Below are 24,058 nucleotides of genomic sequence, written 5' to 3'. Positions count from 1 at the left end.
ATAGAGAACCGTACCGCAAACCGACACAGGTGGACAGGTAGAGAATACTAAGGCGCTTGAGAGAACTCGGGTGAAGGAACTAGGCAAAATGGTACCGTAACTTCGGGAGAAGGTACGCCCTTTTTGGTGATACGCCTGCGCGTAGAGCTGAAGAGGGCCGCAGAGACCAGGTGGCTGCGACTGTTTATTAAAAACACAGCACTCTGCAAATTCGTAAGAAGACGTATAGGGTGTGACGCCTGCCCGGTGCCGGAAGGTTAATTGATGGGGTTATCTTCGGAGAAGCTCTTGATCGAAGCCCCGGTAAACGGCGGCCGTAACTATAACGGTCCTAAGGTAGCGAAATTCCTTGTCGGGTAAGTTCCGACCTGCACGAATGGCGTAACGATGGCCACACTGTCTCCACCCGAGACTCAGTGAAATTGAAATCGCTGTGAAGATGCAGTGTACCCGCGGCTAGACGGAAAGACCCCGTGAACCTTTACTATAGTTTTGCACTGGACTTTGATGATAACTGTGTAGGATAGGTGGGAGGCTTTGAAGTGAGGACGCTAGTTCTCATGGAGCCAACCTTGAAATACCACCCTGTTGTTATTGAGGTTCTAACTTGGTCCCGTAATCCGGGATGAGGACAGTGTATGATGGGTAGTTTGACTGGGGCGGTCTCCTCCCAAAGAGTAACGGAGGAGCACAAAGGTACCCTCGGTACGGTCGGACATCGTACCAAGAGTGTAAAGGCAAAAGGGTGCTTGACTGCGAGAGTGACGGCTCGAGCAGGAACGAAAGTTGGTCTTAGTGATCCGGTGGTTCTGTATGGAAGGGCCATCGCTCAACGGATAAAAGGTACTCCGGGGATAACAGGCTGATACCGCCCAAGAGTTCATATCGACGGCGGTGTTTGGCACCTCGATGTCGGCTCATCACATCCTGGGGCTGAAGCAGGTCCCAAGGGTATGGCTGTTCGCCATTTAAAGTGGTACGCGAGCTGGGTTTAGAACGTCGTGAGACAGTTCGGTCCCTATCTGCCGTGGGCGTAGGAAAATTGAGAGGAGCTGCTCCTAGTACGAGAGGACCGGAGTGGACGAACCTCTGGTGTACCGGTTGTCACGCCAGTGGCATCGCCGGGTAGCTAAGTTCGGACGGGATAACCGCTGAAAGCATCTAAGCGGGAAGCCTCCCTCAAGATGAGTTTTCCCATGAAGCCCGTTGAAGACTACGACGTTGATAGGCAAGGTGTGGAAGCGCAGTAATGTGTGAAGCTAACTTGTACTAATTGGCTGATTGTCTTGACCATATAATCTGAGTTACTTCAGATTGATTGAAGATACGAGTGTTTGAGTGATGTATGTTGGGCTTTGGCCCAACATGGCAACGCTAAATAGAAAAAATTTGTGTACTCTTTATTTACCTAGTGCATGATTCGGGTATAATACCCCCATAATCATGTCAAACCAGTTTTCCTGGCGACCATAGCGGTTTGGAACCACCTGAATCCATCTCGAACTCAGAAGTGAAACGAACCCGCGCCAATGATAGTGTGAGGTTTCCTCATGTGAAAGTAGGTCATCGCCAGGGTTTTATTCTTAAAAAGCGGCTTTATTGCCGCTTTTTTTTTCTTTGAATAAACGTCAATAACAGAGTATGCTTGACTTAGAACGTTAAGCTTATTTTCCCCCTATTCTCTTGAATTAATGTGAATTTCTAACTTTTTGTTTATATTTTATCTTTACTGTTCGCGTATTTTTTTGTCATGGGGTCTTATAATTGATTTTTATTAGACTTTAGTTTAAGTTATTTTTATTTAGGATAGGTCGTAGCTTATGTTAGTCCAACGAATTTTGGATTTAATCAGTACGCTTGAAAAGGAAGGCACACCAGTTCAGTGTGATAAGGTGCTATCTGAATGTCTTTCAGAGCGATTTTCTAAAAGAGCACGTGAAAAATTAACTAACGCAGATGTTCATTTTCTTCTTACGTGCTATAAAAATCGATGGGAAGCAATAGTCGATAAAGACGATGATTATACTCGTAATCCCTCAGCGTCGAATCAGGCATGGATATGCTTAGCGAAAGAACTTGCTCCGTTAGCTCAGATAACTTATTTAAAAATATTAATTCCGACATTAAAAAATGATAATGACCTGAATGATTTTTCATCGCTTGATGAAACGGCAAATCTCTTTAATTTCTATTTAGGCCACGGGGGTAAGACTTTATATCGAAAACTGAGCTTTTGTGAGCATTTAGAAAGACGAAAATTTACTTTATCAACTTATAGAGAAGATAAAAAATTAGCTGCTGTTACAATAGATGAATTAGCTCGTCTAAAATTATGTAAAGTGACAACACGAGAAGTAACTGTTGGTGATGAACGATTTAAAAACTTTTGGGATCTTATGTGCAAAAAAGTTTTTGTTAATCTACGTGCTCAAGGACGCATGCCTATAGCCCTATTACCTCATTTACTCGAGTTAATTGAACGCTACTATTATTTGAAAGCCAATAATATCGATTTTTCTTTTTTTAAAAATGATGTGAAGAACTTTTTTAACCGCTTATATGGCTACGATTTAACGGATATAAATTTTTTATATGGAACAAAAGTAAAGTATAAAGACGATGAAAAATACTTACTTGATCTGTTCATTAATTTGCATACTGCACATAATTATACGGAACTAGATTATGAAGTTCAGACGTTAAGTAAATGGTTATTTGAAATCAATCCTGATTTAAGAGCTACAAGCAAAGAATTAGCTCTTGTCTATCAAAAGTTATCTGATGAAATTGAAAAAACAGCTCCTCCATTTGCACAGACGGATGCCTTTGTTAATTGTTGTAAGTTACTGGTGTCATTGCTTACTACTCGGTTTGAACTTTCTTCTTGCTTTGCTCCTCAAACGCACAGTAGTTTATGGGACCAAAGAAATACTGCATTTCCTGAAGCTTATGGAATTTTTACTATTTTGTTGCCATTAATCGCGGCCAATAAACCGCAAGCTTTAGAAAGTGCTTACGAAAAAATTATTAGAGATATTATCATACCAGCAAGAGAGGATAATGGTTGGTACACCTGGTTTACACGTTCTGAGACAACGAATAAATGGTTGGAACGAGTTCATAATTGTAAGTTAGATGAGCTTGGTGTTTATTGGTTTGAACCTGAATTATTATTTAATGCATTACTTCTGTTTAATACAAATAATTCATCCGTGAAAACACGTATTAATCACCTTTTAGATGCCATAATTCAAACTTATGCTCAAAACCAAAATGATCTCATGAAGCAATTGCGTGTCAATATTTTGTTTACAGAGTTTTTAGATGAGTTAAGTGACAGCCATCGCACCAATTTATTAAGATTAATTAAGATATGTGATCCGCAAATCGCAAAATCAGAATTTCTTAATAAGTGCACGAAACATATTAATAAACAGGTATCTAAGTTATGCCTGCCTTCTGAAAAGGCTTCCTTAGCTTTTTTCCCGCAAAGTTCTAAATTAGATACGACAAAATTATTTAATTTTCCTGAAGGCGTAAAAGATGTTGAAGCAATGATAATTGAGTATAAAAATCAATTAGCTACACTTCATATCGAGCCTAAACTTAAAGAGGCAGTAAACAATTACTTGCTGACATTAAGCAAACCTATTTTAAGTGTTGCCCAAAAAGAACATGCTAAAGGTTCTGGGAGAGTTGTACTCGATTATATTGGTCAATATAGCTAGGGCATGTTTGCATTTTTGACTATCTATGCAAGTGTTTTTGATGTTCTGTGCTCCGGTGCGTACACATGATTGCATTATCGTAAATACAACATGGGATGACATGAGTTATGTATAGGCTGGGCTTAACAGTCCAGCCTATACTAGCCTTTTCCCTCAACGACTAACCTAACACGTACAGAGGAGATGTTTATTTGATTATTTTAATCGCAAAATAAACTTTATTTTGTGTATTGTGCACAAAGTTTAATAAAATTTTCATATCGTCTTTCTGAAATTAAACCCTCATCCTTTGCTTTGATAATGGCGCAATGAGGGGTATCTTTATGTGTACAATTACGAAATTTACATTGTGTCAGAAAAGGGCTAAATTCAGTGTAGCCACGCGCGATTTCTGCCGAGTCTATATGCCATAAGCTAAATTCCCTTACTCCCGGGGAATCGATTAATGCGCCACCAGTGGGCAAATGGTAATAGCGTGAGTTACTGGTAGTATGTCTACCTAATTCTGATAGTTCCGAAATTGCATTGATTGTAATATTTTGCTCATGGGGCAAAATATTGGAAATAAGCGATGATTTCCCCACTCCTGATTGTCCTACAAAGACGCTGATTTGATGATTTAATATGTGTGTCAGTTGTTGCAGGCCCTCAGGAAGGTTTTTATTTGTTTGTAGAATAGGATAATGAAGACTTCCATAATCTAGAAGTAATTGTTCTTTTAGAGCGTCACAAGGTAAATCCGTTTTGTTTAATAGTATTACTGCATTTAAGTGTAGTGTTTCTGCCATTACCAAATAGCTATCAAGAAGTGGCCAGGAAATTTCCGGTTTGGGTGCAATCACGATAATCAGTTGCGTAATATTTGCAGCAACAGGTTTTATCGCCCCGGCACTAGTCGGTTTTGCTAAGACGCTGCTTCGGGGGTACAGGCTAACCACTACACCTTGATTTTTCCCCTCTGCTTGCCAAATTACGCGATCGCCAGCAACCAATGTTTCCAGGTTTGGTCTAATAGAGCAGCGTACATGCTTACCGTGCGGGTCTTCAATTTCAACATGCCTGCTAAAGCGAGTAATCACTAAACCATCCACTAGATCATCATGACTTTTTTTATGTTCATGATAATTGTTTTGGATTTTTTCAATGCGAGCTGATTGTTGTTTACTAATACGTCTTTTACTCATAGTTCAGATCTATAATATAATCATTAAAAATGTTCTTGGCTCGATGCGAGCAAAGTAGAGTTAAATAATCATACAGTATGAAGGTAAATTAAATTTAATGAAAGTCTACTTGGTTGGTGGTGCTGTTCGTGATCAATTATTGAAACTCCCGGTAAAAGAGCGAGACTGGGTTGTTGTTGGTTCTCGTCCTGATGATTTATTAGCGAAAGGATTCAGACAGGTTGGACGTGATTTTCCTGTTTTTTTGCACCCACAGACAGCTGAAGAATATGCTTTAGCACGAACTGAAAGAAAATCTGCTCCAGGGTATTATGGTTTTTCTTGTGATTTTAGTAAAACAGTAACTTTAGAAGATGATTTAGCACGTCGTGATTTAACGATTAATGCAATGGCGATGGATGAGCATGGACATCTTATTGATCCTTATCAGGGGCGGCAGGATTTAGACGCTAAGATACTGCGGCATGTATCGCCTGCTTTTGTAGAGGATCCAGTACGTGTGCTGCGTGTTGCTCGTTTTGCAGCGCGTTTTCATCATTTAGGCTTTAAATTGGCAGATGAAACTCGCTCATTGATGTATACCATGGTGCAACAGGGAGAATTGACTCATTTGGTTGCTGAACGAGTCTGGCAAGAATGGCAAAAAAGTCTGGCGGAAAAAAATCCAGAGCAATTTATTATGACCTTACGCTCCTGTGATGCATTGCGCATTATCTTACCTGAGATTGAAGCATTATTTGGTATTCCAAACCCCTATCGATATCATCATGAAGTCGATAGTGGTGTGCATACTTTGCTGGTCTTGCAAGCGGCTGTAGGCTTAACAAACGATCCAGTGATCCGTTTTGCCGCATTGGTTCATGATTTGGGTAAGGCTTTATCACCGATGCATAATTGGCCAAGTCATCATGGTCATGAAGAACGTGGTGTGGCCATTATTGAAGCGTTATGTTCGCGTTTACGCATTCCCAATGATTATCGTGCTCTTGCAACGATGACCTCACGATTTCATTTGAATATTCATCGCTTATTTGAGTTACAAGCCAGTAGTATTGTGAAACTTTTAGAACGAAGTGATGCATTTCGCCGCCCAAATCTCTTCTATAATATGTTAATTGCTTGTCAATCCGATGCAGAAGGTTGTGGCCGAGAGATTGATTATCGCCAAAGTAAATTATGGGGTTATTTGCTTGCTGAATGTGCTAAAGTGAACAGTCAAGCCCTTATTATGGAAGGTTATAAGGGTGAAGCAATTAAACATGCATTACATCAAAGACGAGTGGCATGTGTTGAACTGATATTAAATTCCTGGAAAACAAATGAAAAATAATCAAAATTTGATTTGGATAGATTTAGAAATGACAGGACTTGAGCCTGAAAAAGACAGAATCATCGAACTTGCTACAGTTGTGACTGATCCCCATTTGAATATAATTGCTGAAGGGCCAGTTTTTGCTATTTCTCAACCTAAAGCCTTGTTGGATGGTATGGATTCTTGGAATACCAGACAACATGGGCAATCTGGTTTAGTCAAACGAGTTTTGGAAAGCCAAACTAGCGAGACGCAAGCAGAGCAATCGACCATCGATTTTTTAAAACAGTACCTGGATAAGGGTAAATCACCAATGTGTGGTAATAGCGTATGCCAAGATCGACGATTTTTATACAAATACATGCCAGCACTGGCGGCCTTTTTTCACTATCGAAATTTAGATGTGAGCACTCTGAAAGAGCTCGCCATTCGCTGGCGTCCTGAATTGTTGAATGGAGTGGTTAAAGAATCCAAACACTTAGCATTAGATGACATTAAAGATTCCATTGCAGAATTAGTATATTATCGTCACCATTTTATAAATTTGCCGGATGTAACAAAATGATAGAAAGAGAGCGATTGGAATTACCTAATGGTGCAGATAAGTTATTGCTGCATTCATGTTGTGCCCCCTGCTCTGGTGAAGTTATGGAAGCGCTTATCAGTTCAGAAATTAATTTTACTATCTTTTTTTATAATCCGAACATTCATCCTGTTCAAGAGTATGAAATCAGAAAAAACGAAAACATTAATTTTGCGCAAAAACACAATATCCCTTTCATTGATGCAGATTATGATAAAGATAACTGGTTTGCCCGAGCCAAAGGACTGGAATGGGAGCCTGAGCGTGGTAAACGGTGCACCATGTGTTTTGATATGCGTTTTGAACGAACTGCTTTATATGCACACGAACATGGTTTCCCGGTGATTAGCAGTTCTTTGGGAATCTCTCGTTGGAAAGACATGAATCAAATTAATGATTGTGGGATTCGCGCTGCAAATAAGTACCCAGACATTGAATACTGGACTTATAATTGGCGTAAAAATGGTGGTTCTGAACGCATGTATGAAATTGCAAAGCGTGAAGAATTTTATAAGCAAGAATATTGTGGCTGTGTTTATTCTTTGCGTGATACAAATGCTTGGCGTAAACAAAAAGAACGTAATCGCATTAAAATCGGAATTAATTATTACGTTGAAGAACAAAAAGACGAAGGAGTCTTATGAGTATGCACTCACATGATGGCTCACATCATCACCATCACGGACAAAATGTTGCTGCTACTTATGGGAAAGCATTTATCATTTCCATAGTTGCTAATGGCCTTTTTGTGGTTTTACAGATTGTTTTTTCCTATCTTTCTAATTCAACCAGTTTATTGGCGGATGCATTTCATAATCTAGGCGATGTTTTGGGTTTAATTTTAGCCTGGATGGCTACAGTGCTGATGAAGCGTGCGCCTACGATGAAAGCGACCTATGGGTTAAAAAAAATATCCATTCTCTCTGCATTGGCAAATGGGATTTTATTAGTCTTTACGTGTGGAATTATTGCTACAGACGCCGTATATAAATTATTTTCGCCCTCTGAAGTTCAAGCGGTGTCTGTAATGATTGTTGCCGGCGTGGGCATAGTAATTAACTTTGCTACCGCATTATTGTTTGCTCGTGGTTCCGATGATTTGAATATCCGCGGTGCTTATTTACATCTATTTTATGATGCATTGGTTTCTGTTGGCGTGGTCGTATCTGCTGGGTTATTGTATTGGACTGGCTGGCTTTGGATAGATCCAGTAGTTGGTTTGTTAATTGCATTAATTATTCTAAAAGGAACGTGGTCTTTATTTGCGGGAAGTTTCAGGCTGATTATGGATGGGGTTCCAGCAAGTATTTCCTGGACTGCCGTGAGTGACTTTTTACTTGCGAAACCAGGGGTAAAAGGGTTCCATGATTTACATATTTGGGCACTCAGTACTCAAGAGAATGCCATGTCAGTGCATTTATATATGCCTGATGAAGAACTTTCTGATGCATTACGGATAGAATGGGTTGAGCAGTTACGTCATGAATTTAATATTCAACATGTGACTATCCAGGTAGAAAAGACCGAGATAAATTGTAATGATGCATGCCATCATCCAAAGTTTTTATAGATAAAAAATTACCACCATCCTGAAAGGCTTACCACAAAGAATCTCACGATGATATTCGGAATGACGTCTCTGCACTTTGTCGGCTGGGCTGTTAAGCCCAGCATTTAACTTCCAAAGCATTTCTTGCTTAACAAGTTACTTCCCGTTAATGGACTTACAATGAAGTTGATGATGGCGCGTACGAATTAATCCAATAGCTCTGGGCTTAACAGCCCAGCCTACACCTCAACAGAGGTTTCTTTTGTAATTAACTCCAAACCCTGTTTATAGCTGATACAGGCAAGTGCACCTTCACCGAGCTGTTCATGCAATTGTCCCTGTGTTTCATAGGCTAAGGCAGTAGGTTCAATCTCGTTTGATTTTTCGAGATAATATTTGGCTTTTCCCCACAATTTAAGTTGCATGCATACTTGGCCCAAACACAAATAAAGCGCTGCGGAATGCGCGTTTTTTTTCAGCAATCCTTCGGCAAAAGCGAGTTGTTTTTCATCTGCAGGTAATAAGCTATAAAGCCTAATCAATTGCGGGTTAAACTCTTTGCGCAATGAGCGTCGCAATAAATCATTGGCGGTAGCGTAGTCTGCCTTCTTTAATAAAAATCGAACATACTCAGCTATCATATTGGGGGCATCAATTAATGTTTTTGGTAGTGCATGAAAAAAAGCAGTTACCGCCGATGGTTGATTTTGCTTTATAAGATCACTAAGCCTTTGTAAATAAGCATTGCGTTGCAATAATTCGAATTCTTGGGAGTCAACTACCTGATATTTTTTTAAGTCAGGCAAAATAGCAATGAGTTGAGGCCAGTCTTTGACTTCTTGATACAGTTGCATGATGAGTTTTAAAACATAAGGATGGCGTGGTGCTATATCATGTAAATGTTTTAAGGTTGCTAGAGCCTGTTCCCATTGATGATTTGCGAGTTGTAATTCTGCTTGTGTCAATTCAACAGCAATTTTAGCCTCAGGCATTGATTGTTGCGCTTCACGCAAATAATCATCACGTAATTGGTTGTCGCCCATTTTTTGGGCCGCGCGAGCTGCTGTTAAATAATTAAGTAATGGCGTATCGGTATTGGGTAAAGCCTTAATCAGGTGATTTTTTGCTTTTAGCCAATATCCTTCGCTGTATTCAATGAGTCCTTTACGAGTAATTGCTTGGGCTTTTTGAGACAGTCGCTTGGAGTGCCATTTAGTTAATGCGCGAGGGGTTCGAGAAATTTTCTGGAATAAACGCAGAATAAAATACACGATAATGAACAAAATAATAATGCTAAAGACAGCGACCCAAGCCGTAGTTTCAATAGTCCAGTGGTTGATCGCAATTAATACATAGCCTGGATCTTTATTTAGCTGAATTCCTAACGCGACAGCACCCAGTAAAATCAGAAAAGCAATAAGAAGACGGAGCATTATTGATTTCCTCCTTGTTCGCCATGTTCGCTATTTAAGGATTGATTTTCTGGAGTTTTCTTTGCGTCAATCAATTCATTGAGCATGGGGAGAGCGGAACCTAGCGCTGGCCTTTTTTGAGTTACATTCATTTGTTGTAACTCAGTGAGTTTTTTGATTAAAGCGGTTGTATCTGGTGAGTTTTTATTAAAATTCATTTGCAGATTATTTATCGCTTGCTTCAGAAGCATTTGATAAACAGAGGGATTGTTGTTTAGAACGGCCCATTGCGCTTCTTGGAGATTTAGATGGAGCTTTTCTTTGAGTATGGCTTCAAATATGGGAGACATGAGCGGTTTTATTTCTTGATCATGACGGCGAATGACCACAAGTTTTTCTAATACATTCATACTATTTTGTAAACGGGAGCGCCAAGAAGAATTATTAGCTGGCGTCGTTACATGCTCTGTTGTCGGTAGGCTCTCGCTTATAGGTAAAGGAATGCTTAAATTATTAACACTGTTTTGAGCGGCATCCAATTGGCTTAACAAACCTGCAACATCTACTGATGGTAAAGCTTGCATTTGTGCTACATCTTTAGCTATTGCTTGTCGTATATCAAAAATTTTAGGATCGTTTAACTGTTTTAAGAGCTGATCTGCTTGTTGCAACAGGGCTATTGTTGAATCAATGTCATTACTCCAATGCGCATTGATTTGTGCCAACTCAAGATAGTAACGTGCTTTGAGAAGAAGCCAATCTTGATTTTGATAGAACTTTTGGTTCATTGCATTTTGTAATTGCTTGTTCAGTTGCTCAAATTTACTTTGTAATTGTGTTTGTATTTCTTGAGCATTATTGGTTTTTGCACTGATTTGTTCTTCAGCTTGCTCTTGTTTTTGTTCGAGTTGTTGTAGTTGCGTAGAGAAATTAGTTTGTGCTTGGTTTAATTGTGCACGCAATTGTTTATTTAGAGAGAGGGTATAGGCTGCCACCCCTAGAGCACCTAAGGCAATAATAAAAGCTAATGCAGTGACCAGGCATTTATTTTTAGAAACAGTAGGATTATTTTGGGGTTTTGTTTTCTCAACTTGCGTGGGATGAGCTACTTTTTTTGTTTTTTGTACTTGTTCTTCGTTACCGTTTGCCATAAGTTAATCCTTGTTTACGTAGTCAAACAATGTATCCATCACCCGGCTAGGGTGGCATATCTTAATATTTCTTATGCCCAATGATGAGGCTACTTGAGCCAGTCGCTCGCTTATTATGAGCCATTTTTTATTACGTAGCCAATTATGAGCCTCTTTATCAAACAGTTTAAAAAGGTTATGCAGAGACTGTTCACTTGTTAACAGTATAATGTCCACTAAATCATTGCGCCATATCGATTGTATCAATTGCCTGCTAATTTGAGGAATAACTCGTTGATACACTTCGAGCACGACCAAATTAGCCTCTCTTTGTATCAATTGTTCCTCAATAAGAGGTCTACCGCCTTTTCCTTTAAATAGTAGCACGTTTTGTTTTTCTGGTTGTTGTAACGTTTCTAATGCCAATAAATGTTCGCTGTCAGGTACAACGGGGATCGCACTCACTTGAATGCCGAATTCTTGAATTGCTGCAGCACTTCCTTGGCCAATTGCAATGACTTGAATCGATGGCGGCCATTCGATATTTTGTTGGTTTAATTGATTAAAACAATAACGAACGGCATTAGCACTAATAAAAATAGCATGGTCAACTGTTTTTAAATCAGGCAATAAATTGAGCCAATGGGTATTGGTCGCTTCGATTTCTAAAGTTGGAAGTTCAATTACTTTTCCTTCTGCGTCACGAATACTTTGGCTTAGCTGACTCGCTTGGTCACGTGGGCGAGTATTTAAAATGCGTAAGCCATGAAGTGAATTGCTCATTTTGGCACTGATGCAAGAAGATTTGCAGCACCTTGTGCCAGCAAAGATTGAGCGCAATTTACAGCCATGCTTGTTGCTTGTTCTAATGAGCCTGTTTGCATGTTCTGAATACTTTGCAAGCCATCAAGGGTTAAAATTTTTGCGTGTAGCGACAGTTGATTGTTTGCTATTGGTGAGCAAAAAACTGCTAAAGGGACATGACAATTACCACCTAAGAGTGCATTGACCTTGCGCTCAGCATGCACGCAAATAGACGATATTGGATCGTTGAGCTCGATAAGCAAATCCTGAATTTCTAAATCATCACTTCTGCATTCGATTGCTAAAGCGCCTTGACCACAAGCTGGGAGCATGATTTGTGTTGATAATTGTTCGGTGATGATGTCAGTGAACCCCATGCGCTCAAGACCTGCCGCAGCGAGAATGATTGCTTGGTATTCTCCTGATTTAAGCTTCTCAAGTCGAGTATGGATATTTCCGCGTAAGGATTTAATACTTAAATCGGGTCTGTACGCTAATAATTGCGATTGCCGTCTAAGACTTGAAGTGCCAACAATGGATTGAGCCGGTAGCGTTTGCAGATTGGTGTGTTTGTAACTGACAAAGACATCAAGCGGATTATCTCTTTTGCAGATTGCAATGAGTTCGAGGCCTTCAGGGAATTCTGCAGGCATATCTTTTGAAGAGTGAACCGCAAAATCTGCTCTCTTATCCAACAATGCCTCTTCTAATTCTTTTACAAATAAACCTTTTCCACCAATAGCCAGAAGTTTATCCTTGAGGAACTTATCGCCCGATGTGCTCATCGGTAATAATTCAATCTGTAGCTTTGGCCATTTATTTAATAATAAGTCACGAACATGATTGGCTTGCCATAAGGCTAATGGGCTTTGACGTGTTGCGATACGTAGCGTTCTCGAGCTCATATGATACTGCATTTAGGAAGGATGCAGTATCATACTATGTTCGTTATAACGATGCACGTACCGAAAGCGCAATAAAAATGTAAGACCAGCCATTAACAATCATATCAATTGCAATGAACATTCCAATAACCCATAAACCACTAATTGGCCATTGTATGAGGATTAATATGCCAAGAATTATGGAGATGATTCCTGCAAATAAGAGCCAGCCACATCCCTTAGCTTTTTTTAAAGATAAGGCTAAAATGATTCGCGTGATGCCAATAATGATTAGAACTACAGCCAAGAGTGCAGTAATTAAAGTGGATGCTAAAAAGGGATCATACAAAACAACTGCAGCGCCAATCAGGTATAAAATTGCAATGAGCGCTTGCCAGAAGACGCCGTGCCAGTCTCTATGTTTAAAAATGTCAATAAAATGAGAGATTGCAGAGATTATTAATAAAGCCGCAAAAAAATACATGCTGACGAGAGTTAAGCCAATGACCATGCCCAAGCCGATGCAACCTAGAAAAACAAGTACTATTCCTAATCCTAAAAGCCAACCCCAATTACGTCTTAAAACATTTGGAGGGTAAATTTCATTAATGTTTGTCATATGATTTCCTTATAGTGATATATCCATAACGTATAACGCCAGGTGAAATATAACCTAATTTTCAAAGAGTTGTCGAATGGAGCTATGGTGTTTTGTTGCGTTTTATGTAGGTTGGGCTTTGGCCCAGCCTTCTGTTTTAATAAAGCATACATGCTACAAAGAGATGGCTACTTGTAAGTATCATACAGAGCAAAAGGCTGTTGTTTATAATAAGCCCAATAACGATCGCCATAAGACCAATGCCAGTATTCATTTAGATAGTTAACAAAACCAACGCTCTCTAAGACATTGCTCATGAGTGTTCGATTTTTTTTTGCTTCCTCGGTAATAATTTTTGACGCCGTTAATGAAAGAGAGCCATCTATATCCTCCATCCAATCTTTAGGATGAATTCCCATTTCAATAGTTTCTCCTTGCTCATTGATTAAATAAACATCTATTGCCGCACCCGTTGAATGAGGTGGAATATTGGGTGAACCATCTTGATTGATTACTGGGGAAACCAGACGGGTTGTTTCCGTGAAAATTTGTTCCGATGACCATTCGGGATGCTTATTTTTTACTTTCTCATAACGTGTATCAAAAAGTGCCTTTTGTAGGGTCAGACTCCGATAACTTTCATACAAACAAAAACGTAATCCTACAGGCAATAAAGATTGGGCTTGCTTTAATTTTTCATACACTGTTTTGCGCATTTTTGTGTAATCGGTATTATTCGGTATTTCAGGAGAAGGACCATAGCTAATTTCTGAATAATTTATGAGATCAATCATTGGATCTTGATTATCAATTACCGGAATGGCGACAATTTTAGGATCAGCAATGAGTAAAATAGGCTCGAGTTCAGTACGGTCTAACATTTCGAATCCTTATCACTTATTTTGTTGCTAAAGAGGCAAAGAAATCTGCTGCGTTTTTTCTGATTTCTTCATCAGTAAAATCTTGGGTATGTGTGGCAATCATCCAAGAGTAACCAAAGGGGTCTTTAATTTGTCCTGCACGATCCCCCCAAAACATGTCTGCTATGGGCATAGTAATTTGTCCACCAGCAGATACTGCTTGTTGTAGCATAGAATCTGCATCAGAAACATATACAAAGAATCCAATTGGAGATTTACCAAGGGTTTCCGCGCTTTGAGCGCAATTTTCACCATCCATTTCGTCACTCATCATCAGGATGGAGTTACCAATTTGTAGGCGGGCGTGCATAATACCTTTTCCATTTAACGATGGGAAAATATGTAGCGGTTTGGCATTAAATGCTTTTTGGTAAAACTCAATTGCTTTGGCACAATTTTTAAAAGTAAGGGTTGGCGTTACAGTATGAAATCCTGGTGGAATTGCTTGTACCATGTTTTGTCCCCATCAATTGCTGTTTTAAAGATCCATTATAGTTTGAAGATTGTTGCAAGGAAATAAAATGATTTTCCGCTTATTTGCTTTTAATCACGCTGGAAAAAAAACTTACTTCTGGGTATTATCCTAAATTATTATCATGAGGTGTATGGGCATGAGGTTGCTGTTTTTAATATTATGGTTTTGTTCATTTGCGTTGTATGCATGTGGTGAGTTGCGACAACAGGAAATGCAATTAAGAATTCAACCTGTAGGGGAGGTTTCGGTACAAGGCCAAGCCGATAATAAAATGACTAATAATGTAGCGACAAAAACAGAGCCCGGAGAAGAAACGTACCAACAATATTGTATCGTTTGCCATCGCGATGGTCTTGCGGGAGCACCAAAATTCAGAAATGAACAAGATTGGAAACCGCGTTTGGCCGGGAAAACATTAGATGATTTACTTGCCTCTTCAATAAAAGGATTGAATGCTATGCCTGCAAAAGGAACGTGTATTAAATGCAGCGATGATGATCTTCGTGCTGCGATATCCTATATGTTGCCAAAATCATGACAAAAGTTACTTTTAAAAAAATGCAAACGTTTAATGCCATACTAACCGTGTTGGTATTATTTGCTTCTTTTTATTTTCAATATATTGATGGCCTTGTCCCTTGTCCTTTATGCATCATGCAACGCGTTTGCGTTCTTTTATTATTGGCAGTTATGGGATTAAGTTTTCGAACCTTAAAAAAGGCGCGTCTTATTAGTTTCTTGCAAATTCTCATTGCATGTGCGGGACTATACTTTTCTTTACGTCAATTGTGGTTACAGTCCTTACCTGCGGGGCAAGCTCCTGCGTGTATGCCAAGCTTAGATATTTTAATGCGTTACCTACCGTGGCAAACTGTAGTCAAAGCTTTATTTTTAGGAACTGGAGATTGTGCTGAAGCCAATTGGCATTTATTCGGAATCTCGATGCCGGGATGGAGTGCCATGTATTTTTTATTCATGGCCCTAATGGGATGCCTCTTATTTTGGCAGACGCGATTAAGCAAGCTTCGCGAAGATAATTTCTAGTTTTTAGCCTGGATGCAGCGTCGCGAAACATGGGTTTAACGGGACATGCCAGACAAAAAAACCGGTTTCGCGACGCTGCACCCAGGCTACAACAACTTAAATCGTTTCTGAGGTGTTGAACTGCTGATTTTTGCTCACAACAGCAGAATCTTTTTCTTGAGCTATTGTTGATAAATAAGGTTTGAGCTGATTTTGCTCTGGATGTACAAAACGAAGCATCTGATTTTTAAAATGAGTGATGCGTGCGGCTGAGGCTGATGTTTGTGATAATGTGATTTTTTGTAATAACTCGAGTAATACTTGGCGTGGTTGGTGGCAGACAATCAACATATCACAGCCTGCTTTAAGTGCTTCTTCTGTACGCGTCATCAAATTGCCGATATCGGCACCGGTCATACTCAAGCAATCGCTTAAAATCAAACCGTCAAACTTCAATTCATGGCGTAATACCTCTTGCAACCAGATTGTTGAAAAGCCAGCAGGTTTGTTTGCGTCGATTTCTTTATAAGTTATATGTGCCGGCATGATGGCATTGAGCAATCCTCTTTTAATCAGTTCGATAAAAGGCTTCAAATCTTTAGATTTTAATTCGTCCATTGATGCAAAAGAAATGGGCATTGTACTGTGTGAATCAGCACTGACCGAACCATGGCCGGGAAAATGTTTGGCAACAGCAGGCATACCTGCTGCATGCATGCCCTCAATAAAAGCGCTTGCCAAAGCAATAATTGCCTCCGGCTCATGATGAAAAGCACGGTCCAAATGCGCAATAACACGACTTTGACCATGTAAATCCAGGACTGGTGCGAGACTTACATCAACGCCACATGCCAACAGGTCTTTGGCCATAACTTCGCCATATTGTTTTGCAAGCTGGATACCAACTTCAGGGTTTAGGTCATAGACATCGCCATAAACGCGGGATGCAGGTAAGGAACGAAACCCCTGGCGTAAAAAGCGTTGCACAAAACCACCTTCGTGATCGGTTGCTACAAAAATATTGGGGTCGATGTCACGGATTTCGCGAATTAACTGCTCTAACTGTTGAGGACTTGTAAAATTACGTGTGAAAAGAATGACGGAGCCTACATGGGGATGCTTTATAATTTCCCGTTCCATAGCTGAAAGTTCTATGCCTTCTATATCGATCATGAATAAATTAGAATTTGAACTGGGCATATTTTTCATATCCTTTTTAGAATGGGGATGAATAAGGCCGTGCTTCCATCGGTTTTTGCGCATGATATCATAGATTGATTCATGATTAACATGGCTAATGCTGGTAATCCGCGTTTGACTTAGCTATCATCGGTTTTTTTGAATTATTTTAAGCAAATGAAAACCTTTTCTTGCAATGTGTTGCATAAGCACTCAGCCACTCAAGCCCGAGTGACACGGGTTACTACCGCCCATGGTGAGTTTATTACCCCTGTTTTTATGCCTGTTGGTACCCGTGCGGGTGTAAATAATATGACTCCCATCGAATTGCGAGATGCACACAGCCAAATTATCTTAGGTGGTAATACTTATCATATGTTGTGTGCCCCAGGCATGGACGTTATTGAAAAAGCAGGGGGAATGCATCCTTTCATGGGTTGGCACGGCCCAATGTTAACCGATAGCGGTGGTTTTCAGGTTTTTAGCCTTTCCAAGAATGAAGAAATTTGCACTATTGATGAGGAAGGAGCTCATTTTAAATTACCTGGCAGTCAGCGACTGATCCATATGACTCCGGAAATGTCTTTGGAAACCCAAAAGATCATTGGTGCGGATATTATCATGGCTTTTGATCAATGTACGCCAGATAGTTGTACTAAAGATGAAGTCAGCCACATCATGGAGCGCACACATCGTTGGTTAAAACAATCTATGCACTACCACCAACAACATCCCAATTCGCGATATGGTTACGAGCAAGCACTTTTTGGAATTATTCAAGGAGGAACTTTTAAAGACTTACGTCGCGAAAGTGCGGATTTTATTACCTCAATGAATACGGATGGGATTGCAATTGGTGGTGAAACAATTGGTTTTGATATGAAAACTACGGTTGAAGTCATTCGTTGGGTGCGTGATTATTTACCAGAAAATAAACCGCGCTATACCATGGGAGTTGGCATGTCCCCACAAGATCTTTTGGACGTAGTTGCCGAAGGAATTGATATGTTTGATTGTGTTGCGCCAACACGTAATGCACGCCATGGATCTTTATATTGCGGTGAGTTAATTCGCGAAGGCAATTGGTTGCGTTTTGCCAGTGAGTATGAAAATGAACGTATTCAAATAAAGAAATCATGTTTTGCTGATGATATGTCACCGATCATGGCACAGTGTTCTTGTTATACCTGCCAAAATTATTCACGTTCTTATTTGCATCAGCTAGCAAAGCAAAAAACAAATTTATTTACCGCGTTGGCAAGTATTCATAATGTTCATGTAATGCACGATGTTTGTGATAAAATGCGTGAGTTGATAATTAATGAGAGTTCGAACTAAAAGGGATCTTATGCTCGTTTATGTCATTAACGAATATATTATCCTGTAAGAAGCAATGCTTTTTATATGGATTCATCAATTAATCTAAAAAATAACAGGAGATAAAATGGTTGTAATTAGCACATCTAAAGGTGATATTCATATACAGTTAGATACAGAGAATACGCCAGCTACAGCAGAAAATTTTCTCAATTATGTGCGCAGTGGTTTCTATAATAATACAATTTTCCATCGTGTTATTGCCGGTTTTATGATTCAAGGTGGTGGTTTGGATTCAGAAATGAAGCAGAAGTCTACTAATGAGCCCATTAAGAATGAAGCAAAAAATGCCAAGGCAAATAAACGTGGTTCTATTGCAATGGCACGAACCATGGATCCTCATTCTGCAACGGCACAATTTTTTATTAACGTTGCTGATAATGCGTTTCTAAACTACAGTGGTGAGCACATGCAAGGATATGGATATTGTGTCTTTGGTGAAGTTGTTGACGGTATGGATGTTGTGGATTCTATTGCCAAAGTCAAAACAGGACAACAAATGGGGCATGCTGATGTACCTGTAGAGGAAGTGAGCATTCTCGAAGTTAAAGAAGTTTAAGTGTAATTTTAGGGTAGCCTGGGTGAAGCGCAGCGAAACCCGGGTTCCGCTGCGCTTTACCCAGGCGACAATTCTCCCCTTACGATTTTCGTCCCCGCTTTTTAATACTTTCTGAATAGTCAAAGATAGGTATTTCAATATGAAAGAAAATAGCCAATAGACGAGCGCTAAAAATACTAATTAAGGTAATTATTATATTGATGTTTTCTGGGGTATGAAAATAATCTAAGGTAATAAAGAGTAATGCACCGGCAAGAGCAATCACTGCATACAGTTCTTTTCTCAATACCAGAGGGATATCGTTACATAAAATATCCCGTAACATGCCACCACAAATGCCCGTGATCATTCCACTAATAATGGCGATGCTGGGGGATAAACCATGATGTAATGCTTTTTGAGTGCCAATAATCACAAAAGTAGATAATCCAAGAGCGTCGAGGATTAAAAATATTTTCATAATTCGAATCAAGGAATGAGCAATAAATATAGTTAAGAATGCAGCTAGTGAGGTATACAACAGATATTCAGGATGAATGACCCAAGTTAATGGATAAGTATTAAATAGAGCATCTCTTACTGTCCCACCGCCTAATGCAGTAATACTTGCAATGAGCATGACGCCAAAGAAGTCCATTTTTTTGCGGCCAGCTGCTAATGCGCCAGTGATCGCCTCAACACAAATACCTATGACGAACAGATAATGGAGTAACATATAAACTCAGGGTGTTTTTTTAAAATGCAATGATACCACTATTGAGTCAAATGGAGAACTATATAGAAGGGGTAAGGAGCAAATGTCATTTGTTTTTATGTTCCATGAGAATGGCTAAAGTGTTTCACTGACGCTAAAGCCAAATCAATAATTTTTTTAGACTGCTCTTCATCCGCATTAATTAGACTAACATCGTTGATTAATTCTATTAAAAAATTAGGTATCTCATGTTCTAAAAGCGTACTGTGATAAAGACATGAGGCCTTGGTGAGTAGATAATGAAGTAAATTTTTATTAACGGTTATTTTTTCTCGAACAACTCCCTCATCGTTTTGCGCGCTCCCAAATAATAGCCAGCCGGGCGACACATGAAGCTTCATTGCGATTTCCACCAATTTAACTGGTTCTGGGATGGCTTCACCACGAAGATATTTACGGCATATTTGTACTGAATACCCAGTAATTGCAGACAGCTTATGGATACATACCCCTGAAGTAGAGCGTTGTGAATTAAATCCTGCCGCGATCATGGCATCTCGTAAACGATCTGCAAATTGTTTTGTCAGATGAATTTTGTCCATCATAGTTATTCGGCGTTTCAATTTGATGTGAAACATAGTATATCAAACGAAACATTAAATTCAAAATATACAAATTTTGGAAACTTTAAGTTTCCATTGGAAATCAACGGTTGACACTTTGGGGTGAAAAAGTATAATGTATCCGAAACCTATGGAAATGGTTTTGAATAGTCCCAACAAGGAAGCACGTGATATAAGATGGAGCACATATCACAATTACCGTCCAATAGAAGAAAAAGTGGATAACTCATAGTAGTTAACCTCGCAATATCATGGCTTGAATGGTTCCCCTCCATTTAAGCCTTCCTAAGATCTGGCTTAGGTCTTAGGGGCGTATTTCTATAAATTAAGATAAGTACAGCCGCAAATAGACTATTTATTAATACAAAACAATCTAAATGATTGCTTTGTAATATCACCTTATTATATACTTCACACCAATGTGTATGCAGGTCGTTTTATAGGCACGTAGCTCAGTGGTAGAGCACCACCTTGACATGGTGGTGGTCGGTGGTTCGATCCCACTCGTGCCTACCATGCAACTAAATCGTATTCCAGGAGCACCCACATTCGTTTGGGGAATGCTTGAGATTGACTCCTTTTTTAAGGTTTAAGCCCTGCCTTGCAGGGTTTTTTTTTGAAAAGAAGTAGGGTCTGTTTACAATTCTAATATCATGGCCAAAATGCTGCGATTATATGTGCTCCAATACGCGTACACTCTGTGTGTGTTGTGTTTCGGTGCTTTAAAATAACAGTATTGAGGCTCAAACGAGCGAATTGTAAACGGATCCTAGTGCTTACGGATAAAATTATGCCAAACATTAAATTGCCTGATGGAAGTATAAAACATTTTGAAGCGTCCTTAACGGTTTATGATGTTGCTCATAGCATAAGTCCTGGCCTAGCCAAAGCCGCTTTGGCAGGTCGTGTTAATGATCGCCTGGTCGATACTTCTTTTCTGATTGAACACGATTGTGCTTTGGTTATTCTGACTGAAAAACAAGAAGAAAGCCTTGAGGTGATCCGTCATTCTACAGCGCACTTATTAGCGCAAGCAGTGAAAAGTCTTTTCCCAACAGCTCAAGTGACTATAGGTCCAGTTATTGAAGATGGCTTTTATTATGACTTTGCCTTCCAACGGGCTTTTACTCCTGAAGATCTGGAGTCAATAGAAGCAAAAATGGTGGAACTGGCCAAGGCGAACTACCCTGTCGCGCGCAGAGAGCTTCCTCGTGATGAGGCAATCGCGTATTTCAAGAGTATTGGTGAGGAATATAAAGCGAAGATTATTGCTGATATTCCCGAAAATGAAGTGTTGTCTTTATATAAGCAAGGCGATTTTGAAGATCTTTGTCGTGGTCCTCATGTTCCTTCCACAGGATTTTTGAAGGCATTCAAACTGACCAAATTAGCTGGAGCCTATTGGCGTGGTGATTCCAATAACGAAATGCTGCAACGTGTTTATGGTACTGCCTGGGCTGATAAAAAATCTTTAGCAGAGTATTTATTCCGTATTGAAGAAGCTGAAAAACGTGATCATCGTAAATTAGGTAAAAGCTTAGAGCTATTCCATTTTCAAGATATTGCACCTGGGATGGTATTTTGGCATCCCAAAGGCTGGACAATTTATCAAGAGCTTGAGCGTTACATGCGCAATCGATTGGTTGATTTTGGTTATCAAGAAATTAGAACACCACAATTGGTTGATAAAGTATTGTGGGAAAAATCAGGACACTGGGCTAATTTTAGAGATGAGATGTTTGTTACTGAAACAGAAAATCGTCACTATGCAGTGAAACCCATGAATTGCCCATGCCATGTGCAAGTATTCAATCAAGGGTTAAAAAGCTACAGAGATTTGCCATTGAGATTTTCTGAGTTTGGTAATTGCCATCGCTGTGAACCCTCTGGTGCGTTACATGGTTTGATGCGTGTTCGTAACATGGTCCAAGACGATGCACACATCTTTTGTACAGAGGATCAAATTCAGTCTGAAGTAGCGATGATGCTGGAGCTGGTGCAGTCAGTATATACTGATTTTGGTTTTAATCAGATTAAATACCGTTTGGCATTACGTCCTGAAAAGCGCGTTGGTAGCGATGAGGTATGGGATAAGGCTGAGGATGCTTTAAAACAAGCAATGAAAGATAGACATATTGAATGGGTTGATGCGCCAGGTGAGGGTGCTTTTTACGGACCCAAAATCGAATGTTCATTAGCTGATTGCTTGGGACGGATTTGGCAATGCGGGACGATACAAGTTGATTTTTCGATGCCAGGACGTTTGGATGCTGCGTATGTTGCTGAAGATGGCAGTAAGCAAGTTCCAGTGATGCTGCATCGTGCAATTTTGGGATCTTTTGAGCGTTTTATGGGTATTTTGATAGAGCACTATGCAGGGAAACTGCCTTTATGGCTATCTCCAGTGCAAGCAATGATCCTGACAATTAGTGAAAAACAAAATGAGTATGCGAAGAAAATAACACAAATTTTGCAAAAAAGAGGTGTTCGCGCTAACTATGACTTGAGAAATGAGAAAATTGGTTTTAAAATTCGCGAACATACTTTACAAAAAGTACCTTATCTTTTAGTAATAGGAGATAAGGAAGTGGAATCAAACCAAGTTGCTGTGCGTTCGCGTGAAGGCGCTGACTTAGGTGTGATGACAATAGATACAATTTGTGATACCTTGATGCAAGAAATTGCTCGTAAAGGTTCAATTGTTAATTAACAAGCAGGGGAGATTAAACCATTAGTGCACCAACTAAGCGTGAAAGCGATCGCGCACGAATTAATGAACAGATCAATGTACCTGAGGTACGCTTAATTGATGTCGATGGTAATCAGGCAGGAATAGTCTCAACACGTGAAGCCCTGCGTGCAGCGGAAGAAGGTGGATTGGATCTCGTGGAAATATCTCCATCAGCCAAACCTCCTGTATGCCGTATCATGGATTACGGCAAGTTTCTCTTTGAATTGAGTAAAAAACAAGCTGAAGCGAAGAAAAAGCAGAAGCAAATTCAAGTCAAAGAATTGAAATTCCGTCCTACGACGGAAGATGGAGATTATCAGGTCAAGCTACGCAACCTGATCCGTTTCCTAAATCACGGTGATAAGGTCAAAATTACGCTACGTTTTCGTGGTCGTGAGATGGCTCATCAAGAGCTCGGTATGAAGATTCTTGAGCGGTTGCAGCAAGATACAGCTGAATTTGCAGTTGTTGAACAGCATGCGAAACGCGAAGGAAGACAATTACTGATGGTCTTGGCACCTAAAAAAACTAAGTAGCTGAATAAATGCGGAGTATATTGTTATGCCGAAGTTGAAGTCACATCGCGGAGCGTCTAAACGTTTCCGTAAGACAGCAAGTGGCGCGATTAAACGTCGCGGTGCTTATAGAAATCATATCCTCACTAAAAAGTCTACCAAGGCGAAGCGTCATTTGCGCGTGGAAGCTGGTACTTTGAAGCCATGCGATGCACGTTTAGCAGCACGCATGTTGCACGGTAGTTAAGGGGAGAATGAGAAATGCCAAGAGTTAAACGTGGGGTGACTGCGAAAGCACGTCACAAGAAAGTTTTAGACCAAGCAAAAGGTTATTACGGCGCCCGTAGTCGAACCTATCGCATGGCGAAACAAGCAGTAATTAAAGCTGGCCAATACGCATATCGTGACAGACGTCAGAAAAAACGTCAGTTCCGTGCATTGTGGATTACACGTATTAATGCACAAGCCCGCGAGTGCGGTTTATCATATAGCCGTTTGATTGATGGATTGAAAAAAGCAGCAATCGAATTGGATAGAAAGGTATTGGCTGATATGGCTGTTCATGACAAAGTAGCCTTTGCTGCAATTGCTGAACAAGCTAAGGCTGCATTGGCAAAATAATCTTTGTGAGTGTTTTTATTGTAGTCTGAGTGAAAGTATCGTTGTAATCCGCAGCATTGTCAGAAATTCTCGGGCTTCGTGATGCTTAATCCAGACTGCAAGTGATCAAGAACATTAAAATAAAGATGAAATTTATTTAAGGAGGCTGCGGCCTCCT

24 protein-coding genes, 1 tRNA gene and 2 rRNA genes (1 of these 27 running past the window's edge) are annotated in these 24,058 nt (G+C 39.8%); 16 read left to right on the top strand and 11 right to left on the bottom strand.

The window, feature by feature from the left end; all coding sequences use genetic code 11:
* From Lste_RS08695 to Lste_RS08685, 3 genes are all read left to right on the top strand, one after another.
* Nucleotides 1-1,294, top strand: a 23S ribosomal RNA gene (locus Lste_RS08695); it begins 1,599 nt to the left of the window's first position.
* 165 nt (nt 1,295-1,459) lie between these two features.
* A 5S ribosomal RNA gene (rrf, locus tag Lste_RS08690) occupies nt 1,460-1,575 on the top strand.
* Nucleotides 1,576-1,820: 245 nt separating this feature from the next.
* Nucleotides 1,821-3,728, top strand: coding sequence for a hypothetical protein (locus Lste_RS08685; RefSeq protein WP_058510636.1), 1,908 nt, complete (start codon nt 1,821-1,823; stop codon nt 3,726-3,728).
* A gap of 218 nt (nt 3,729-3,946) precedes the next feature.
* Here Lste_RS08685 and rsgA read toward each other — a convergent pair whose 3' ends face one another.
* Entirely contained in the window at nt 3,947-4,912 is a 966-nt protein-coding gene (gene rsgA, locus Lste_RS08680) for a small ribosomal subunit biogenesis GTPase RsgA (RefSeq protein ID WP_058510635.1), read from the bottom strand.
* A gap of 97 nt (nt 4,913-5,009) precedes the next feature.
* Between rsgA and Lste_RS08675 the strand changes: the two genes are divergently transcribed.
* Genes Lste_RS08675 through Lste_RS08660 form a run of 4 tightly spaced genes read left to right on the top strand, consistent with a single transcriptional unit; the run spans nt 5,010 to nt 8,377 of the window.
* The gene (locus Lste_RS08675; protein ID WP_058510634.1) at nt 5,010-6,242 is read left to right on the top strand and encodes a multifunctional CCA addition/repair protein; all 1,233 of its coding nucleotides are present in this window, start codon (nt 5,010-5,012) and stop codon (nt 6,240-6,242) included.
* Entirely contained in the window at nt 6,232-6,789 is a 558-nt protein-coding gene (gene orn, locus Lste_RS08670) for an oligoribonuclease (protein WP_058510633.1), read from the top strand. Before Lste_RS08675 ends, orn begins: the two co-directional genes overlap by 11 nt.
* A complete protein-coding gene (locus Lste_RS08665; protein WP_058510632.1) occupies nt 6,786-7,451 on the top strand; it encodes an epoxyqueuosine reductase QueH in 666 nt (221 codons plus the stop codon). The genes orn and Lste_RS08665 overlap by 4 nt, the downstream gene beginning before the upstream one ends.
* Complete coding sequence (locus tag Lste_RS08660; protein WP_058510631.1) at nt 7,448-8,377, top strand: cation diffusion facilitator family transporter; 930 nt, start codon at nt 7,448-7,450, stop codon at nt 8,375-8,377. Before Lste_RS08665 ends, Lste_RS08660 begins: the two co-directional genes overlap by 4 nt.
* Before the next feature lie 218 nt (nt 8,378-8,595).
* Here Lste_RS08660 and Lste_RS08655 read toward each other — a convergent pair whose 3' ends face one another.
* From Lste_RS08655 to Lste_RS08625, 7 genes are all read right to left on the bottom strand, one after another.
* Nucleotides 8,596-9,789, bottom strand: coding sequence for a heme biosynthesis HemY N-terminal domain-containing protein (locus Lste_RS08655; RefSeq protein WP_058510630.1), 1,194 nt, complete (start codon nt 9,787-9,789; stop codon nt 8,596-8,598).
* Nucleotides 9,789-10,919 (bottom strand): uroporphyrinogen-III C-methyltransferase, encoded by a 1,131-nt coding sequence (locus Lste_RS08650; protein ID WP_058510629.1) that lies wholly within the window; start codon nt 10,917-10,919, stop codon nt 9,789-9,791. Before Lste_RS08650 ends, Lste_RS08655 begins: the two co-directional genes overlap by 1 nt.
* Before the next feature lie 3 nt (nt 10,920-10,922).
* Nucleotides 10,923-11,681 carry a uroporphyrinogen-III synthase gene (locus tag Lste_RS08645; RefSeq protein WP_058510628.1) on the bottom strand — a complete coding sequence of 253 codons (759 nt, stop codon included), beginning with the start codon at nt 11,679-11,681 and terminating at the stop codon, nt 10,923-10,925.
* On the bottom strand, nt 11,678-12,607 hold the full coding sequence (gene hemC, locus Lste_RS08640) for a hydroxymethylbilane synthase (protein ID WP_058510627.1): 930 nt from the start codon (nt 12,605-12,607) through the stop codon (nt 11,678-11,680). The genes Lste_RS08645 and hemC overlap by 4 nt, the downstream gene beginning before the upstream one ends.
* 43 nt (nt 12,608-12,650) lie before the next feature.
* On the bottom strand, nt 12,651-13,205 hold the full coding sequence (locus Lste_RS08635) for an HdeD family acid-resistance protein (protein ID WP_058510626.1): 555 nt from the start codon (nt 13,203-13,205) through the stop codon (nt 12,651-12,653).
* 167 nt (nt 13,206-13,372) lie between these two features.
* Nucleotides 13,373-14,065 carry a M15 family metallopeptidase gene (locus Lste_RS08630; RefSeq protein WP_058510625.1) on the bottom strand — a complete coding sequence of 231 codons (693 nt, stop codon included), beginning with the start codon at nt 14,063-14,065 and terminating at the stop codon, nt 13,373-13,375.
* Nucleotides 14,066-14,081: 16 nt separating this feature from the next.
* A complete protein-coding gene (locus Lste_RS08625) occupies nt 14,082-14,558 on the bottom strand; it encodes a VOC family protein (protein WP_058510624.1) in 477 nt (158 codons plus the stop codon).
* A gap of 157 nt (nt 14,559-14,715) precedes the next feature.
* Here Lste_RS08625 and Lste_RS08620 point away from each other — a divergent pair, with 157 nt between their 5' ends.
* Together Lste_RS08620 and Lste_RS08615 are read left to right on the top strand one after the other, a co-directional pair.
* Entirely contained in the window at nt 14,716-15,117 is a 402-nt protein-coding gene (locus Lste_RS08620; protein WP_058511697.1) for a c-type cytochrome, read from the top strand.
* Nucleotides 15,114-15,623 (top strand): disulfide bond formation protein B, encoded by a 510-nt coding sequence (locus tag Lste_RS08615; RefSeq protein WP_058510623.1) that lies wholly within the window; start codon nt 15,114-15,116, stop codon nt 15,621-15,623. Before Lste_RS08620 ends, Lste_RS08615 begins: the two co-directional genes overlap by 4 nt.
* A gap of 96 nt (nt 15,624-15,719) precedes the next feature.
* Here the strand turns inward: Lste_RS08615 and nagZ are convergent, their stop codons facing one another.
* A complete protein-coding gene (nagZ, locus tag Lste_RS08610) occupies nt 15,720-16,802 on the bottom strand; it encodes a beta-N-acetylhexosaminidase (protein ID WP_058510622.1) in 1,083 nt (360 codons plus the stop codon).
* A gap of 156 nt (nt 16,803-16,958) precedes the next feature.
* On the opposite strand from nagZ, the gene tgt reads away from it, so the two are divergent.
* Both tgt and Lste_RS08600 read left to right on the top strand, forming a co-directional pair.
* A complete protein-coding gene (tgt, locus tag Lste_RS08605) occupies nt 16,959-18,119 on the top strand; it encodes a tRNA guanosine(34) transglycosylase Tgt (RefSeq protein ID WP_058510621.1) in 1,161 nt (386 codons plus the stop codon).
* A gap of 106 nt (nt 18,120-18,225) precedes the next feature.
* Nucleotides 18,226-18,717 (top strand): peptidylprolyl isomerase, encoded by a 492-nt coding sequence (locus Lste_RS08600; protein WP_058510620.1) that lies wholly within the window; start codon nt 18,226-18,228, stop codon nt 18,715-18,717.
* Between the two features lie 79 nt (nt 18,718-18,796).
* Here Lste_RS08600 and Lste_RS08595 read toward each other — a convergent pair whose 3' ends face one another.
* Together Lste_RS08595 and Lste_RS08590 are read right to left on the bottom strand one after the other, a co-directional pair.
* Nucleotides 18,797-19,432, bottom strand: coding sequence for a trimeric intracellular cation channel family protein (locus tag Lste_RS08595; protein WP_058510619.1), 636 nt, complete (start codon nt 19,430-19,432; stop codon nt 18,797-18,799).
* Nucleotides 19,433-19,527: 95 nt separating this feature from the next.
* Nucleotides 19,528-20,013 carry a helix-turn-helix domain-containing protein gene (locus tag Lste_RS08590; protein WP_058511696.1) on the bottom strand — a complete coding sequence of 162 codons (486 nt, stop codon included), beginning with the start codon at nt 20,011-20,013 and terminating at the stop codon, nt 19,528-19,530.
* Between the two features lie 462 nt (nt 20,014-20,475).
* Between Lste_RS08590 and Lste_RS08585 the strand changes: the two genes are divergently transcribed.
* The 5 genes from Lste_RS08585 to rplT all read left to right on the top strand — a co-directional run bounded on the left by Lste_RS08585 (nt 20,476) and on the right by rplT (nt 23,901).
* Nucleotides 20,476-20,550: transfer RNA gene (locus tag Lste_RS08585), tRNA-Val, on the top strand.
* 274 nt (nt 20,551-20,824) lie between these two features.
* Nucleotides 20,825-22,744, top strand: a complete 1,920-nt coding sequence (thrS, locus tag Lste_RS08580) for a threonine--tRNA ligase (protein ID WP_058510618.1) — start codon at nt 20,825-20,827, stop codon at nt 22,742-22,744.
* 20 nt (nt 22,745-22,764) lie between these two features.
* A complete protein-coding gene (gene infC / locus Lste_RS08575; protein WP_058510617.1) occupies nt 22,765-23,301 on the top strand; it encodes a translation initiation factor IF-3 in 537 nt (178 codons plus the stop codon).
* 25 nt (nt 23,302-23,326) lie between these two features.
* Nucleotides 23,327-23,527, top strand: a complete 201-nt coding sequence (gene rpmI, locus Lste_RS18755) for a 50S ribosomal protein L35 (protein ID WP_082650800.1) — start codon at nt 23,327-23,329, stop codon at nt 23,525-23,527.
* 14 nt (nt 23,528-23,541) lie between these two features.
* Nucleotides 23,542-23,901 (top strand): 50S ribosomal protein L20, encoded by a 360-nt coding sequence (rplT, locus tag Lste_RS08570; protein ID WP_058510616.1) that lies wholly within the window; start codon nt 23,542-23,544, stop codon nt 23,899-23,901.
* Nucleotides 23,902-24,058 lie beyond the last annotated feature (157 nt).

This window comes from Legionella steelei (genome assembly GCF_001468005.1).
Taxonomy (GTDB): Bacteria; Pseudomonadota; Gammaproteobacteria; order Legionellales; family Legionellaceae; genus Legionella; species Legionella steelei.
Note: the sequence above shows the minus strand (reverse complement) of the source record. Positions and strands in the feature narration are given on the sequence as shown.